The following is a 17,369-nucleotide window of genomic DNA, read 5'->3' as shown; positions in this document are numbered from 1 at the left end:
CTTCTCCGTTGCACGAAAAGGTAACTTTGCCTACCTTTCGGCTTAAGAAAAATGAAAAGGTCGGCCCGGCGGTTGGCCTATATGTGTTCCTGCAAAGCTGATAGCCGTGGACAACTACATGCAATTGTACATAGCGGTCGGGACAGCCGTACTGCTGGTAATGGCGATATTCATTATTGTCTTCGTCGCCTATTATCAGCAAAAACAGATTCGGCAGCAACTCGCCATGAAAGAGATGCAGGAAACCAACCGCAAGGAACTGATGGCCGCCACCCTTCAGGCACAGGAACAGGAGCGGCGCCGGATTGCCCAGGACCTGCACGATGAGATCGGGACGATGCTTTCGGTGACCAAACTGAGCCTCAACCAGCTGGGCCGGAGTATCGATGCCGACGACCAGGGATCGGCCATGTTTGTGCAGAAAACGCGGTCGCTGCTCGATGAGACCATCGCCAACGTCCGGCGCATCAGCCGGGACCTCGTGCCTACTACCCTCGAACGATTCGGACTCGGCTCGGCGCTCGAAGAACTGGCCGAAAAAGCCAGCCAGGGCGACGTGCATGTCGAACTGACCTGCCCGGAGAAAATCGCGTCGCTGCCGCAGAGTACCAGCCTGATGCTGTACCGGATTACCCAGGAACTGACCAACAACGCCATCCGGCACGGAAACGCCACTCATATTCAGATTCAACTGCACTGCGAACGGGAGGCCCTGTTTCTGTCGGTGGTCGACAACGGCAGCGGCTTCGATCTGGACGAGACCTTACAGGACAAGAAACGTGGACTGGGACTGCGAAACATTGAAAGCCGCCTGTCGGTGGTAGACGGAAACGTGACATTCGACACCGCCCCGGGCCGGGGAACGCGGGTGCACGTACAGGTCCGCATGCCGCAGATGGTGGAGGCCCCCCGTGCGCTCGTCGAAGCCTGAACCGGACATTTATGATTTACCATGTACCCCTTCTCAGGATTTTGATTCGCGTCAACAGTCGCTTCCTGCGGAGACCTATCATTTTTACTTATGAAAAAAATTCGCATTGCACTGGCCGATGATCATAATCTGTTTCGGAAGGGGATGGCCTCGGTGCTAAGCCAGATTACCGATTTTGAACTGGTCCTGGAGGCCAGCAATGGACAGGAACTGATTGAGAAGCTGACCCGCCGCCTGCCCGATGTGGTGCTGCTGGATCTGGAAATGCCCGTCATGGACGGAATCGCCGCGACGGATTACATCCGGGAAAATCATCCCCACATGAAAATCATCATGCTGACCATGCACGATGAGGATAAATTCGTACTGCACCTGCTCGAAAAAGGCGTGAGCGGCTACGTGCTGAAGGATGCGGATATAGATGAAGTAGAGAAGGCCGTGCACCGGGTCATGGAAGACGGTGTCTACCTGAACGATTTTGTGTCCAAAGTCATGCACCGGAAAATGACCAGCAAAGCGCCGGTCGTGAAGCAGCCTTCGCTCTACAACAGCAAAGTTGTACTGTCGGAACGGGAGAAAGAGATTCTGAAACTCATCTGCGAAGGCCTTTCTACGGCCGAAATCAGCGAAAAAGTGTTTTTGAGTCCCCGCACCGTAGAAGGCCATCGCCTCCGGATTCTGGAGAAAACCGGGACCAAGAACACCGCCGGTATGGTCGCCTTCGCCTTCAAGAATAACCTCGTCTGAACATACATTTGGCTTAACCTCTCTCTAACCTTTAAATTTGCTTATTTGCCATAGAATCTTACAACAAATTGTACTGAGTTTACCGGAGTTGGCTTACCTTTGCCCCTTAAACAAGGGTGTGACCGCATCATGGACAAATTTTCGTATATAGCTAACTCCGAAGCGGCTTACATTGACGAACTCTACCGGTCCTACAAGCAGGACCCGGCACTGGTTGATGCGAGCTGGCAGAAATTTTTTGAAGGATTTGAATTTTCTCAGGCATACGGTGAAGAAGGCAACGGCGAAACCGCCGCGGTTAACGGAAACGGGACCAACGGCCACGCCGCCGCGAAGCCCGCTGCCGACGTCCGGCATGCCGAAAAAGAAGTATCCGTTGCCAGTCTGATTAAGGCGTATCGTTCGCGGGGGCACCTGCTGGCCAAAACCAACCCCGTTCGCCCGCGTAAAAACCGCAATCCCCGCCTGACGCTGGAAGATTACGCCCTCTCGGACGCCGATCTGGACACCGTATTCCAGGCCGGAAATCTGCTGGGAATCGGGGCCGCCACGCTGCGGAAAATCATGGAAACCCTCGAAGCCATCTATGCCGGGCATATCGGTTTCGAATACATGTACATCCGGGAGATCGACGTTAAAAACTGGCTGCGGAACAAGATCGAGAAAGAAGCCCTTTCCTTCAAACCTTCCCTCGACGAGAAAAAGCGGACGCTCGAAAAACTGAACGAAGCCGTTGTTTTCGAAAACTTCCTGCATACCAAATACCTCGGTCAGAAACGCTTCTCGCTGGAAGGCGGCGAAACGACAATCGCCGCCCTCGACGCGATGATTACCCGCTCGGCCGAACTGGGCGTTCAGGAAGTGATGATCGGGATGGCCCACCGCGGCCGCCTGAACGTGCTGGCCAACATCCTCGGGAAATCCTACGAAAGCATTTTCGACGGATTTGAAGGAAATATCCCCGACCAGGTCTACGGCGACGGGGACGTGAAATACCACCTCGGCTATTCCAGCCTGATTGAAACCCCGTCGAAAAAGCAGATCAGCGTGAAGCTGGCTCCAAACCCCTCGCACCTGGAGGCCGTTAACCCGGTCATCGAAGGATTTGTGCGGGCACAGGCCGATGAGGAATACCAGGGCAACTTCGACAAAATCGTTCCTATCCTGATTCACGGCGACGCCGCCGTGGCCGGACAGGGCATTGTATATGAAGTGACCCAGATGGCGAAACTGGCGGGCTACACCACCGGCGGTACCCTGCACTTCGTCATTAACAACCAGGTTGGTTTTACAACCGACTTTGAAGACGCCCGTTCGTCGATCTACAGCTCCGACGCCGCCAAAATCATCGACGCGCCGATCTTCCACGTGAACGGGGACGATCCGGAGGCGGTGATTTTCGTGGCGAAACTGGCCGTTGAATTCCGGCAGCGCTTCAATCGCGACGTGTTCATCGACATGGTGTGTTACCGTCGTCACGGACACAACGAGTCGGATGAGCCGAAATTCACGCAACCGACCCTGTACGCGCTCATCGACAAACACGCCAACCCGCGCGAAATCTACAACCGGCAGCTCATCGAGCGCGGCGACGTAGATGCGCAATTGGTGGCGAACATGGACGCCGAGTTCAAGAAGCAGTTGCAGGACCGGCTGGACATGGTCAAACAAAAGGCCGAAATTCCGTACAAACCCCTGCGCCTCGACCGCGAATGGGCCGAACTCCGGCACAGCAATGCGGAGGACTTCCACCAGTCGCCCGAAACCGGCGTGCCCCTGGAAACGCTGGAAAAAGTCGGGAAGGCACTGGTAACGATTCCGGAAGGATTCAAGCCGCTGAAGCAGATCGACAAACTGCTCCGCGACCGGAACGGGATGATTTTTGAAACCAAACAGGTCAACTGGGGTACCGCCGAACTGCTGGCCTACGGTTCGATCCTGACCGAAAATAAGATGGTCCGCGTGAGCGGCCAGGATGTTCAGCGCGGCACGTTCTCGCATCGCCACGCCGTCCTGCACGATGCGCAGACCAACGATTCGTACAACTCGCTGAACCACATTCAGCCGGAGCAGCAGAAACTGCAGATCTACAACTCGCTGCTTTCGGAATACGGGGTCCTCGGATTTGAATTCGGGTACGCCCTCGCCAATCCGAACGCCCTGGTGATCTGGGAAGCGCAGTTCGGGGACTTCGCCAACGGCGCGCAGGTAATCATCGACCAGTTTATTTCGTCCTGCGAATCGAAGTGGGGTATTATGAACGGCCTGGTGATGCTGCTGCCCCACGGCTACGAAGGCCAGGGACCGGAGCACTCCAACGCCCGTCCGGAGCGTTATCTCCAGCTTTGCGCGGAATACAACATGGTAGTGGCCAACGTAACGACGCCCGCCAACTTCTTCCACCTGATGCGCCGCCAGCTGGCTTGGCCGTTCCGGAAGCCGCTGGTCGTGATGTCGCCAAAATCGCTGCTGCGTCACCCGCAGGTGGTTTCGCCGCTGGAAGAGCTGACGAAAGGCTCCTTCCAGGAAGTGCTCGGCGACACCTTCGTGAACCCGAAAAAGGTAAAGCGCGTTCTGTTCTGTACGGGTAAGGTCTACTACGATCTGCTGGAGAAACAGCAGGCCGACAACCGCGAAGACGTGGCCGTTGTGCGTCTGGAACAGCTGCATCCGCTACCTCAGCAGCAACTGAATGCAGTGCTGGCGCAGTACGGCAAGAATGTCGAACTGTTCTGGGTGCAGGAAGAGCCGGAAAACATGGGAGCTTACACCTTCCTGCTCCGCTCGTGGCCCGCTGTCCGCCTGAAATGCGTGTCGCGCAAATCGAGCGCATCGCCGGCTACCGGTTTTGCCAAAGTCCATACGCAGGAACAAGCCGACATCGTTCGTCGGGCGTTTGAATAATAATTGCAGGCAGGAGGTATGAGGTATGAACAATGAGGTCCCAAGAAACCTTCTGTGTCATACCTCCTACCTTATACCTCATACCTAAAAAAAATATGGCTATTGAAATGAAAGTTCCCCCCGTCGGGGAGTCCATTGCTGAAGTAACCGTAGGAACGTGGCATAAAAAAGAAGGAGATGTCGTAAAACGCGACGAGGTGCTGTGCGAACTGGAGTCTGACAAAGCCTCGTTTGAATTCCCGGCGGAGGCCGACGGCGTACTGCATATTCTGGCTCAGGAAGGCGATGTACTGCCAATCGGTGCCGTTATTTGTACTATTGATGCCGACGGAAGCGGAAACGGCGCTGCGGCTCCGGCCGCTGCCCCGGCACAGCCCGCCCCGGCTCCTCAGGCCGAAACCCCTGCCCAGCAGGCCGCCCCTGCGCTTCAGTCATCAGCGGAACCGGCCGCCGCGCCGAGTGCCGCCCCCGCGCCTGAACCCGCACAGCCGGCTTCTGCCCAGGTTATTGAAATGAAAGTCCCGACGGTCGGCGAATCGGTCACGGAAGTAACCATCGCTGCCTGGAGCAAAAAAGACGGCGATCAGGTGGCCCTCGACGAAGTCCTTTGCGAACTGGAATCCGACAAAGCGACGTTTGAACTGCCCGCCGAAGCGGCCGGAACACTCCGGATTGTCGCCGAAGCCGGTGCAACCCTGCCGATTGGTGCCGTTATCTGCCGCATCGAAGTAGGTGCCGGCGCTCCTGCAGCGGCATCTGCCCCGGCGGCTCCGGCCCCGGCTGCGCAACCCGCGGCGGCCCCCGCCCCGGCGCAGGATGCCTCGTACGCTGCTAATCATCCGTCGCCCGCCGCCGCTAAAATCCTGGCCGAAAAAGGCATCAATCCGCAGGAAGTGAACGGATCGGGTGTTGGTGGCCGCATCACCAAAGAAGATGCCCAGTCGGCCCAGAAAGCCGCCGCGCCGCAGCCTGCCGCTCAGCCGGCTCCGGCCAAACCCGCAGCCGCTCCGGCTCCCCAGCCGGCAGTGAGCGGGGAAGGAACGCGCGTACAGCGCCGGGAGCGGATGAGTTCGCTCCGCCGGACCATCGCCCGTCGTCTGGTGGCGGTGAAAAATGAAACGGCCATGCTGACGACCTTCAACGAGGTGGACATGAAGCCGATCATGGACCTGCGGGCCAAGTACAAAGACAAGTTCAAAGACAAGCATCAGGTCGGCCTGGGCTTCATGTCGTTCTTCACCAAAGCCGTAACGATTGCCCTGCAGGACTTCCCGGCCGTGAACGCCATGATCGACGGCGACTCGATTGTGTATAATGATTACTGCGATGTTTCCATCGCCGTTTCGACCGAGCGGGGCCTGGTGGTGCCCGTGATCCGGAACGCCGAGCAGATGGACTTCGCGCAGATTGAAAAGGAAATCATCCGTCTCGCCGGTCTGGCCCGCGACAACAAGCTGACCATCGACCAGATGCAGGGCGGTACGTTCACGATCACGAACGGCGGTATTTTCGGCTCGATGCTGTCTACGCCGATCATCAACGCTCCGCAGTCGGCCATTCTGGGCATGCACAACATCGTGGAGCGTCCGGTGGTGGTGAACGGAGAAATCGTTGTCCGCCCGATCATGTACGTGGCCCTTTCGTACGACCACCGCATCATCGACGGCAAAGAATCCGTAAGCTTCCTGGTCCGCGTCAAGCAGCTCCTGGAAGACCCGACCCGGATTCTGCTGGGCGTTTAATTTTTTCGTTGCCTATTCTGTTTATCGATAGTGCTGCCCTTGGTAGCACTATCGTTTTATATAAGCCTAACTTGGTTTTGTATTAAAAAATACAACTTTTATGCAATACGATGTTATCGTAATCGGTTCCGGTCCCGGGGGGTATGTAGCGGCCATCCGCTGCGCGCAACTGGGGCTCAAAACGGCAATCGTTGAGAAATACAAGACCCTCGGCGGCACCTGCCTGAACGTGGGCTGTATTCCCTCGAAAGCGCTTCTGGACTCTTCGGAACATTTTTACAACGCCGCCCATACCTTCGAGGAGCACGGCATCAAACTGGCCGACCTTCAGGTTGACCTGCCGCAGATGATTAAGCGCAAGCAGGGGGTCGTTGATGCCAACGTGCAGGGCGTGTCGTTCCTGATGAAGAAAAACAAGATCGACGTGCACCAGGGCTTTGGCTCATTCGCCGATGCCAACACGCTGAATGTGAAGAAGGAAGACGGCAGCACGGAGCAGATTACGGCGAAGAACTTCATCATCGCTACCGGTTCCAAACCGTCCTCGTTCCCGTCGATGCCAATCGACAAAAAGCGCATCATCACCTCCACCGAGGCGCTGACGCTGCAGGAAGTTCCGAAACACCTGATCGTCATCGGCGCCGGGGTGATCGGTGCCGAACTGGGTTCCGTTTATGCCCGCATCGGTGCCAAAGTGTCGTTTGTGGAGTTTGCCGACTCGATGATTCCGACGATGGACAAGACGATGGGGAAGGAACTGCAACGTGCCGTCAAGAAGCTCGGTGCGGACTTCTACTTCAGCCATAAAGTCACGAGCGTGGAAAATACGGGCGAAGGCGTCGTGGTGAAAGCCGACACGCCGAAAGGGGAGCAGATTACGCTGGAAGGCGATTATTGCCTTGTTTCGGTGGGCCGCCGTCCGTACACCGACGGGCTCAATCTGGAAGCGGCCGGTCTGGCCGCCGACAATCGGGGCCGGATTGAAGTAGACAACCACCTCCGGACCAGCGTGCCGCATATCTACGCCATCGGTGACGTTATTCGCGGAGCCATGCTGGCCCACAAGGCGGAGGAAGAAGGCGTTTTTGCCGCCGAAACCATCGCCGGCCAGAAGCCGCATATCAACTACCGGCTCATTCCGGGCGTTGTGTACACCTGGCCGGAAGTGGCGAGCGTCGGTTACACCGAGGAAGAACTGAAAACGGAAGGTAAAGCCTACAAGGTGGGTTCATTCCCCTACCGGGCGCTGGGCCGGGCACGGGCTTCTATGGACCTCGACGGACTGGTGAAGGTCTTGGCCGACAAACAGACCGACGAAATTCTGGGCGTCCACATCATCGGGGCGCGGGCGGCCGATATGATTGCCGAAGCTGTGGTGGCGATGGAGTACCGGGCCTCCGCCGAGGACGTGGCGCGGATGTCGCACGCCCACCCGACTTATACCGAAGCCATGAAGGAAGCCTGTCTGGCCGCTACGGAAAACCGCGCGATTCACATGTAATCGATTCTTTGGAGAATAAAGGACCCGACCAGAAATGGCCGGGTTTTTTTGTGCCCTTAAAAATGGAAAAGTTATATTTTTTCTGATTTATGGAAAATGCTGGCTCTATAGTGAAATATAATTATGGCTGATAGTTATTTTATACTATAATGTTGTACAATATTTAAAAATTATGTAATGAAATTTTAAATTATTAAATTTTTGTAAAATTATATTCTGCAAATGGTTGCTTCTGTGGTAGAAAGTTAATTTTCTTTGTTAGAGTCAGGTTTCGCAGAGAGGTTTTTAAAAAGGGCCTCTGTTAAACAAAATGACCTGGTTTTGCTCAAGCTTCCCGAACAACAGAATGGCTTTCCATTCCGTCGCTATGTAGGAATTGTTAAATTTTAAGTAAACCAAAACTAACTTATGAAGCGATCATTTACAGGCTTGTGGCTGGTGCTCTGGCTTTGTACGCTGGGTACAGCCTTTGCGCAGAGCCGGACAATTACCGGGAAAATTGTCTCCGCGGCGGACGGCAGCGGACTGCCCGGCGCAAACGTAATCATCAAAGGAACGGATCGGGGAACGACCGCCAACGCGCAGGGCGATTATTCCGTCAGCGCCCCCGCCAACGCAACCCTTATTGTGTCTTTCATCGGCTTTGTCAACCAGGAGATTGCCGCAGGCAACCGGGATGTGATCAACATTTCGATGGAGGAAGACGCTTCTCAACTGGCCGAGGTGGTCGTGACGGCCCTGGGCATTACCCGCGAAAAGAAAGCACTCGGGTACTCGGTTCAGGAGGTGAGCGGCAAGCAGATGACACAGGCCCGCACGACCAACTTTGTCAACGCGCTCTCCGGGAAAATTGCCGGGGTGCAGATTACAGGGTCGAACGGAGCCCCCGGCGCGTCCTCGCGTATATTGATCCGCGGTGCCAGTTCGATCGGGAGCAACAACCAGCCGCTTTTCGTCGTGGACGGGGTGCCCATCGACAACGGCAACTACGGCTCGGGGACCGGCATCGATTACGGCAACGGCGCGTCGTCGCTGAACCCGGATGATATTGAAAATGTCAGCGTGCTGAAAGGGCCGAGCGCCGCCGCACTGTACGGCTCACGCGGGGCCAACGGGGTCATTCTGATCACGACCAAAAGCGGAAAAGGCGCGAAAGGCATCGGCGTTTCGGTCAACTCCAACACGGCGTTTGACGATGTGTTCCGGATGCCGGAGTGGCAGAACGAATACGGACAGGGCAACAAAGGCCAGTTTTCGTTCGTCGATGGAACGGGCAAAGGCGTCAACGACGGGGTGGACGAAAGCTGGGGTCCGAAAATGGACGGCCGCCTGATTCCGCAGTTCGACTCGCCGATCGCCGCCGACGGAACGCGCACGCCGACGCCGTTTGTGCCGCATCCGGACAACGTCAAGAACTTCTTCGAAACCGGCCGGACGTTTACCAACAACATCGCCATTACCGGCGGCAGCGATAAGGGCGACTTCCGCCTGTCGTTCACAGATCTGAACCAGACCGGCATCCTGCCCAACACGGATTACAAACGCCGCACGGTATCGCTGAACGCCGGCTGGAACCTGACCAAAAAACTGAACGTCCGGGCAACGGGCAACTACGTGAAGGACGGCAGCGACAACCGCACCAACTGGGGGCTTTACTTTATCTGGTTTGGCCGTCAGGTGGACATGGATAAGCTGAAAAACTACCAGGCGCCGGGCAGCATTTACCAGTACAACTGGAACTACAACTACTGGACAAACCCGTACTACGTGCTGAACCTGAGCACGCGGGCCAACGAGCGCGACCGGATCTACGGCAACGTGCAGGCAACCTACAAGTTTACGCCCTGGCTCTCGCTGACGGCCCGCACCGGAACGGACGTATACGCCGACCGTCGCAAAACCCGCAGCGCCGCCCGGATCGACAACCTGAACGGAGCCAAACAGTTCGACACCTATAACGAGGAGCAGATTTTCGTGCGCGAATCCAACTCGGACTTCCTGCTGAACGCCAACCAGAAATTCGGGGAGTTCGACGTGACGGCCAACGTCGGGGGTAACCACCGCCGCAACTACGCCCAGCGCAATTACATGGGCGCTACCGAACTCGCGATTCCGCGCGTCTGGAATCTGGGCAACTCCCGGCAGGCGAAAGTGGCCGAGAACTCCTTCACCGAAAAATCGGTCAACAGCCTGTACGCTTCGGCCAACATCGGCTTCCGCAACTACCTGTTTCTGGACCTGACCGCCCGCAACGACTGGTCGAGTGCGCTGCCGTCGAGCAACCGCTCGTATTTCTACCCCTCAGCGGCCGTGAGCGCCATTCTGACGGATATTTTCAACGTCAACTCGCCGGTGCTTTCGTTTGCCAAAGTTCGCGCGGGTGTCGCCCGGGTGGGGAACGACACGGATGCCTACCGTCTGATTCAGGCTTACAAGTACGAAAACCCCTGGGGCAGCACGCCGACGCTTTCGGAGAACAACGCCATGCTGAACGCCAGCCTGAAGCCCGAACTGACCAACTCCTATGAAGTGGGAGCCGAAGTGAAGCTGTGGCACAACCGCGTCGGGGTTGATGTGACGTACTACAACAAAGAGTCGTTCAACCAGATTCTGGACGTCAACATCTCGCAGGCGACGGGCTTCAACTCCAAGCTGATGAACGCCGGTAAACTGCAGAACAAAGGCATCGAAGTGCAGCTGAGCGTCACGCCGGTCAAAGCCGGACCGTTCCAGTGGGACGTGGCCCTGAACTGGGCGCAGAACCGCAACAAGGTGGTGGAACTGGGCGAGGGCCTGACGACCTACCAGCTCAACACCGTTTACAACCCGCTGACGCAGACCACAACGAACTACACCATCCGCGGCATGTCGGTGGAAGCACGGGTGGGCCAGCCGTACGGGACGTTCTTCGGCCAGGGCTTCCTGCGCGACCCCAAGGGCAACATCGTGTACGACTCCAAAGGCTTTCCGCAGATCGACCCGACCCGCCGCATTCTGGGCAACTTCACGCCGAAATGGATTGGTGGCCTGCAAAACACGTTTTCCTACAAAAACCTGTCGCTCAGCACCCTGCTGGACATGAAGCATGGCGGCGACATCTTCTCGCAGACGGTCAACATCGGCCGGTACACGGGCGTCCTTCAGGAAACGCTGGTGGGCCGCGAGGAAGGCATTGTCGGACAGGGTGTTGTCAACGTCGGAACGGCTGCCGAACCGAATTACGTGCCCAACACCACCCGGATCTCGTCGGAGGAATGGCATAAGAAGTACTATTCGCTGACCAACAACGAAGCCACCATTTTTGACGGCAGCTTCCTGAAACTGCGCGAAGTACGCCTGACCTACGTGCTGTCCGGTCAGGTGTTCAAGCGGCTGCCGTTCCGCGACGTAGCGCTGTCGGTGGTGGGCCGGAACCTCGCCCTGCTGCACAGCAACGTACCGCACATTGATCCGGAAACGAGCTACTACAACGACGGCAACCTCCAGGGCATCGAAAACGGGCAGATTCCGACCACGCGCACCGTTGGGTTCAACATCAGCTTTAACCTGTAACTCCCATGAAATTCATCTCTATTTTCCGCAATAAAGCCGTGCTGGCGGCCTGCCTGCTGGGCGTGTCGGCCTGTACGAGTGACTTTGACCAGATCAATACCAATCCCAACTCACCTTCCGTAGCCACGGCGGACCTGTTCCTGCCGCACGGCATCCAGAGCGCCGTCGACGCCTATTGGGGCGGTTCGCTGGGGATGGATATCGGGGACCTGATTTCGCAGTACTGGGCGCGGATTCAGTACACGGATGTCGATCAGTATTCGATCAGCAGTGATATTTACAGCGGGGCCTGGCAGACGTTCTACACGGAGTCGCTGGGGGATTACCAGCGCATTTATAAACTGGGTACAGATGTTAAGAATCCGAACTACCAGGCCGTTGCCATGATTATGCGCTCGTGGGTGTTCTCGCTGATGACCGACATTTACGGCGATATCCCGTACACCGATGCCATTCAGGGCCTGGAAGGTAAGCTCCAGCCGAAGTACGATGCGCAGAAAGACGTGTACGCGGCCATCATCAAAGAACTGAAAGCGGCCAACGACATGATCGACGTGGCCGACAAAAGCAAAGCCATTGCGGGCGATATCATGCTGGGCAACAACCTGCTGCGCTGGAAGAAATTTGCCAATACGCTGAGCCTGCGCCTGCTGAACCGGATGCTCGACAAAGCCGATTCGCCCCTCGACGCGAAGGCGGAAATCAACCGCATCCTGAGCGACCCGACCAAATACCCGGTGCTGGAATCGGTGGCCGATAACGTGCAGCTGAATTACCTGGACGCGACGAACAACAACAATCCGATTAACCAGAACCGCAAAACCCGCGACGACCACCGCGTCAGCGCCACCCTTGTGAACAAACTGAAAGCGATGAGCGACGCCCGTCTGGCCGTTTACGCCGACCGGCCCGCCGACGGGGGCGATTACAAAGGCGTTCCCAACGGTCTGTCCAATGCGGATGCCAACGCACTCGGTCTGTCCAAAACCTCGAAAGTCGGGACGTTTTTCACTTCGGCGACGGCTCCGGGCGTACTCATTAGCTTTGCCGAATTGCAGTTCATCAAAGCCGAACTGGCCTACAAAGGCATCAGCGCGGCGGGAACGGCGGCGGCCAACTACAGTAGCGGCATAGCGGCCTCGCACAGCCAGTACAAACTGACGCCCACCGCCGAGTACCTGGCGGCCAACGCCCTCAAAGCCGGGGCGGAAGGGTACACCCAGATCATGGAGCAGAAGTGGATCGCGCTGTACGGGCAGGGTGTCGAAGCGTGGACGGAGTTCCGCCGCACGGGCATCCCGGCCCTGAAACCGTCGGTCATCAACGTCAACGGCGGGGTCATCCCGACGCGCCTGCCGTATCCGGGTTCGGAGGAATCGCTCAATTACACCAACTTCAAGGAAGCACTGACCCGGCAGGGCGGGGCCAACGACATGAAGATGAAGCTGTGGTTTGCTAAATAAAATTGACCTAACCACCGGGTTGCCCGGAGGAAAGTGCAGAGTCTCACCGTGTTCGTATGGTTATTTTTAAACGCCGTGAAATTCTGTACCTGCCTCCGGGTAACTTTGTGTTTGGGTCACAAATCCCTTTCCCATGAAAAACCTTCTCCAATCCACTTTACTGGCCTGTCTGGCAGCCGGCTTTCTGCCCGCAACCGCACAGGACGACAGTGCACTTCTGAAAAAAGCCCGCAAGATTCACGAAAAAGCCTTTACGCTGGATACGCACGCCGATACGCCGATGCTGCTCTCCCGCGGCGGTTTCGACATAACCCAGGACAACGACCCGTACCGGACGAACAGCAAGGTAGACTACCCGCGGATGCGCAAGGGGGGTCTCGACGCCATCTTTTTTGCCGTTTATCTGGGGCAGGGTCCCCGGACGGAAGAAGGCCACGCGACGGCGAAAAAGAAAGCGTTCGGGATTTTTGACGCGGTTCATTCAAGCCTGAAAGCGACCACGGGCGAAGCCGAACTCGCGACCACCCCGGAAGACGCCTACCGCATCGGCAAAACCGGCAAACGGGCCATCTTCATCGGGGTCGAAAACGGCTACCCGATGGGCCACGACCTGTCGATTCTGAAGAAGTTCTACGACCTCGGCGCCCGGTACATGACCCTCTGCCATTCGAGCAACAACGACATTTGTGATTCCTCGACCGATCCGAAAGGGGCGGAGTACCAGGGCTTGAGCCCGCTCGGCGAACAGGTGGTGGCCGAAATGAACCGGCTGGGAATGATCATCGACCTCTCGCACGTGTCAGACTCCACCTTCTACGACGTTATCCGTCTGTCCCGGGTGCCCGTCGTGGCGACGCATTCCGGGGCGCGGGCCATCTGCAACCATCCGCGCAACCTGACCGACGACATGCTGAAAGCGCTGGCCCGAAACGGCGGCGTCATCCAGCTGAACCTGTTGAGCGATTACGTGAAGACTATCCCGGCCAGCCCCGAACGGACGGCGGCCCTGGATGCGCTGATGAAGAAATACGGCCTTAAAAGTCGCATGGGCATGGCCAGTTTGCCCGAAGAGGAGCAGAAAAAAGCCCGGGCCGAGTTTATGGAACTGAACAAAGCCTACCCGGTGCAGCTGGCAACCGTGAAAGATGCCGTGGACCACATCGACCACATCGTCAAAGTCATCGGCATCGACCATGTGGGCATGGGCGCCGATTTCGACGGGGGCGGGGCCCTGGCCGACTGCTTCGACGTGAGCCAGTACGAAGCCTTCACGGTCGAATTTGTGCGGCGCGGTTATTCCAAAAAAGACATCGAAAAAATCTGGAGCGGCAACTTTTTCCGGGTCATGAAAGCCGTGGAAAAAGGAGCCACCCCGGAGCAGATTGGACGATAACGTCAGGCAAAAGCGGGCTGGCTTTGCGCCTGACGGACCGGTTGCGTCCGTTGCTGCAACAGGCGGACGATCTCCTGCTCGTTCGCAAAAGTCCCATCCAGATTAACGACGTGCCTGGCCAGCACGTCGTATTTTTTGGTCATCAGGCAGAAAAACACGGTTGGATAACCGATGCCGTCGAAGATCAGCGCTTTGTTGGCTACGTATTTGGGCAGCGTTTTCTGGAAATACGCCGGATGCTCGGTCCAGTGCATGGCCGGGCGTTCGTGGTGGCTGATGTGGTAACCGTCGTTCCAGCACTTGCGGTTGTACTTGACGTTGATGCACGTAATGCTGTTTTTGTACGGATTGCCGGGGTCCGTCGGGTCGATAAACGCGTGCTGGGTCCAGTTGCCGAGCATGGTCACAAACCGGAAAATAAAGAACGGCAGGATGAACACCGCCACGGTTGCCTGCCAGTTGACAAAGGCCAGGATGAGGCAGACGGTAAAAAAGGTGATCTCTCCGACAAAGGCTTTGGTCGCCAGCTTGCGCCGTTTTTTGCGGTTCAGGTAGCTCATCAGACCGTGCAGACCCGTCAGCAGAAAATCCAGAAAATACCGCAGAAAGCCGCGAAGGCTGTCCCGCCGGTACGCCATGGTGCTGCTGTCGTCGTCTTCCTGGTTGTTTTCGGCATGGTGCATGCCGATGTGGTGGCTGAAATACGTCTCCGGCGTTTGTCCGAAAAAAGGCGCCAGCACCCACGGAATGTAGTTGTTCATAAAGTCGTATTCTTTCCGGAAAAGCGGCCGGTGGCAGGTACAGTGCAGCATCAGCCCGTACGGTCCTTTGAACGCCACATTGTTCAGAAAGAAATGAACGCCCGCCACGGCCCACCAGACCCAGCCCGTCACGAACGGCATATAAAGCAGGATGCTGAGCGGAATCAGGGTCAGCGTGATCCGAAGGCAAAGGTGAACAAACGGCAGGTCGCGCTCGTCCTTGATGAAGCGGAGTAAAAACTGGTCGAACCGGGAGTAAAGGCGGGGGACAAAAACGGGGTCGTGGATGGCAGTTAATACACGCATAGAGGTCAGGTTACTTCTGCTTTTGTTCTACTAAGAAGTAGTAAGAACGCCGGAAATAATCAAATCAAGGTGTTTTGCTACGAAAAACCTGATTTTATTTGCTTTTTTTACCGTATGAGAAAAATAGTGTACCTGAGTGCGTTGCTGGCTAGTACCACCGTTACGGCGCAAACTCCCGATTCCGTCTTCATCCGGAACATTTACAACGAAACCCTCGCCCGGGGACAATCCTACGAATGGCTTCGTCAGCTGACCAAACAGATCGGACCGCGCCTGAGCGGCTCGGCCGGGGCGCAGAAGGCCGTCGACTGGTCGAAAGACCTGATGGAAAAGCAGGGCTTCGACCGCGTTTTCCTGCAGGAAGTGATGGTGCCGCACTGGGTCCGCGGCGCAAAGGAAGAGGCGTACATCAAGTCTGGTAAAGACCGGATTACGGTACCCATTGCCGCGCTCGGCGGCTCCGTCGCCACGCCTTCCAAGGGCATCGAGGCGCAGGTCGTGGAGGTGAAAAGCCTGAAGGAACTCGACGAACTGGGCGCTGGGCGGATCAAAGGCAAAATTGTCTTTTTCAACCGCCCGATGGACCCCACCAAACTGAATACGTTCGAAGCGTACGGCGGGGCCGTTGACCAGCGCGCCGGCGGGGCCACCTTCGCCGCCAAGTTCGGGGCCGTCGGGACCATCGTCAGGTCGATGGCGTCCAACCCCGATGATTTTCCGCACACGGGTTCCCTGCGGTACGGGCCGGGTGTTCCCCTGATTCCGGCGGCCGCCATCAGTACCAACGGAGCCGACAAACTGAGTGCCCTGCTGAAGCAGAACCCGAATCTTACCTTCTATTTCAAACAGAACTGCGAAACGCTGCCCGATGCTAAATCCTATAACGTGGTGGCTGAAATCCGGGGCACCGAGCGTCCCGACGAAATCATCGTGGTCGGCGGCCATCTGGATTCCTGGGACCTGGGCGAAGGGGCGCACGATGACGGGGCGGGCTGCGTCCAGTCCATCGAAGTGCTGCGGGTGCTGAAGCAGCTGGGGTACAAGCCTAAGCGGACGCTGCGTGCCGTTATGTTCATGAACGAAGAAAACGGGCTCAAGGGCGGGATTGGTTACGCCGATTACGCCAAAAAGAACAACGAAAAGCATATTGCCGCTATTGAATCGGACAACGGCGGATTCACGCCCCGCGGCTTCGGACTGGTCGGGACGCCCGAACAGAAGGCGAAAGTCCTGCAATGGAAAGAGTTACTGGCACCTTACGGGCTGCACGAAATCGGTCCCGGCGGCGGTGGGGCGGACATCGGCCCGCTGGCCCAGTCTGGTACGGTGCTGTTCGGTTTCAAGCCCGATTCGCAGCGCTATTTTGATTACCACCACACGGCCGCCGACCGCTTCGAGGCCGTTAGCAAGCGCGAACTCGAACTCGGCGCCGCCAGCATGGCCGCGGTGATGTACCTGGTGGACAAGTACGGATTGTAGTCTGAACTCTGATTTACGCTGATTTTAATAATTTACATGATTAAGCTGCGCCTCAATAAAAATCACAGTTAATCATTAAAATCAGCGTAAACCCGACGGTCCGCCGCGCGGTTCAAGACAGTTTCTCATTCTCCTTATGCCGCGTGGCGTCGCGCTGCGTTTTCTTTTCCATATTTTTCCGGAAAGCTTCGGTCAGGTCGACGCCGGTCTGGTTGGCCAGGCAGATCAGGACCCAGAGCACATCGGCCATTTCGTCGCCCAGATCCCGGTTTTTATCCGACTCCTTCTCCGATTGTTCGCCGTAGCGGCGGGCCATGATTCGGGCCAGTTCGCCCACTTCCTCCGTCAGAATCGCCATGTTGGTCAGTTCGTTAAAGTAGCGAACGCCGATAGTTTTGATCCAGTCGTCCACGGTTTTCTGTGCTTCCTGTAAAGTCATTAAATGTTAAATTTTGTGAACGTTGCAACGATTGGGCGCAAGTTAGCCTCTTTCGTTTACCGTTCAATAAATGCCTTGCGCCGCTTAAACTAATTTTTTAGTTCATTCGTGTCTATTACAGTTAATTCCTTTCCAAAATCCATACTCTATC

11 protein-coding genes are annotated in these 17,369 nt (G+C 56.7%); 9 read left to right on the top strand and 2 right to left on the bottom strand.

The features are described from left to right. Window positions 1-118: 118 nt before the first annotated feature. The 8 genes from ORG26_RS07080 to ORG26_RS07045 all read left to right on the top strand — a co-directional run bounded on the left by ORG26_RS07080 (window position 119) and on the right by ORG26_RS07045 (window position 14,233). On the top strand, window positions 119-931 hold the full coding sequence (locus ORG26_RS07080) for a sensor histidine kinase (protein WP_266367987.1): 813 nt from the start codon (window positions 119-121) through the stop codon (window positions 929-931). 90 nt (window positions 932-1,021) lie between these two features. Then, window positions 1,022-1,678 carry a response regulator transcription factor gene (locus tag ORG26_RS07075; protein WP_266367985.1) on the top strand — a complete coding sequence of 219 codons (657 nt, stop codon included), beginning with the start codon at window positions 1,022-1,024 and terminating at the stop codon, window positions 1,676-1,678. A 129-nt stretch (window positions 1,679-1,807) separates the two neighbouring features. Beyond that, window positions 1,808-4,582, top strand: coding sequence for a 2-oxoglutarate dehydrogenase E1 component (locus ORG26_RS07070; RefSeq protein ID WP_266367983.1), 2,775 nt, complete (start codon window positions 1,808-1,810; stop codon window positions 4,580-4,582). 95 nt (window positions 4,583-4,677) lie between these two features. Beyond that, entirely contained in the window at window positions 4,678-6,324 is a 1,647-nt protein-coding gene (gene odhB / locus ORG26_RS07065) for a 2-oxoglutarate dehydrogenase complex dihydrolipoyllysine-residue succinyltransferase (protein ID WP_266367981.1), read from the top strand. Between the two features lie 100 nt (window positions 6,325-6,424). Beyond that, on the top strand, window positions 6,425-7,825 hold the full coding sequence (gene lpdA, locus ORG26_RS07060) for a dihydrolipoyl dehydrogenase (protein ID WP_266367979.1): 1,401 nt from the start codon (window positions 6,425-6,427) through the stop codon (window positions 7,823-7,825). A gap of 408 nt (window positions 7,826-8,233) precedes the next feature. Next, window positions 8,234-11,377 (top strand): SusC/RagA family TonB-linked outer membrane protein, encoded by a 3,144-nt coding sequence (locus tag ORG26_RS07055; protein WP_266367977.1) that lies wholly within the window; start codon window positions 8,234-8,236, stop codon window positions 11,375-11,377. Window positions 11,378-11,382: 5 nt separating this feature from the next. Then, window positions 11,383-12,840, top strand: coding sequence for a SusD/RagB family nutrient-binding outer membrane lipoprotein (locus tag ORG26_RS07050; protein WP_266367975.1), 1,458 nt, complete (start codon window positions 11,383-11,385; stop codon window positions 12,838-12,840). Window positions 12,841-12,973: 133 nt separating this feature from the next. Continuing rightward, on the top strand, window positions 12,974-14,233 hold the full coding sequence (locus ORG26_RS07045; protein ID WP_266367973.1) for a dipeptidase: 1,260 nt from the start codon (window positions 12,974-12,976) through the stop codon (window positions 14,231-14,233). 2 nt (window positions 14,234-14,235) lie between these two features. On the opposite strand, the gene ORG26_RS07040 is transcribed toward ORG26_RS07045, so the two are convergent. Continuing rightward, window positions 14,236-15,300 (bottom strand): fatty acid desaturase family protein, encoded by a 1,065-nt coding sequence (locus tag ORG26_RS07040; protein WP_266367971.1) that lies wholly within the window; start codon window positions 15,298-15,300, stop codon window positions 14,236-14,238. A 114-nt stretch (window positions 15,301-15,414) separates the two neighbouring features. Between ORG26_RS07040 and ORG26_RS07035 the strand changes: the two genes are divergently transcribed. Beyond that, the gene (locus ORG26_RS07035) at window positions 15,415-16,779 is read left to right on the top strand and encodes a M28 family peptidase (RefSeq protein ID WP_266367969.1); all 1,365 of its coding nucleotides are present in this window, start codon (window positions 15,415-15,417) and stop codon (window positions 16,777-16,779) included. Window positions 16,780-16,891: 112 nt separating this feature from the next. On the opposite strand, the gene ORG26_RS07030 is transcribed toward ORG26_RS07035, so the two are convergent. Continuing rightward, the gene (locus tag ORG26_RS07030) at window positions 16,892-17,218 is read right to left on the bottom strand and encodes a nucleotide pyrophosphohydrolase (protein WP_266367967.1); all 327 of its coding nucleotides are present in this window, start codon (window positions 17,216-17,218) and stop codon (window positions 16,892-16,894) included. Window positions 17,219-17,369 lie beyond the last annotated feature (151 nt).

The sequence above is a fragment of the Tellurirhabdus rosea genome (genome assembly GCF_026278345.1).
Classification (GTDB): domain Bacteria; phylum Bacteroidota; class Bacteroidia; order Cytophagales; family Spirosomataceae; genus Tellurirhabdus; species Tellurirhabdus rosea.
This window is presented reverse-complemented; position numbering and strand designations above follow the sequence as displayed.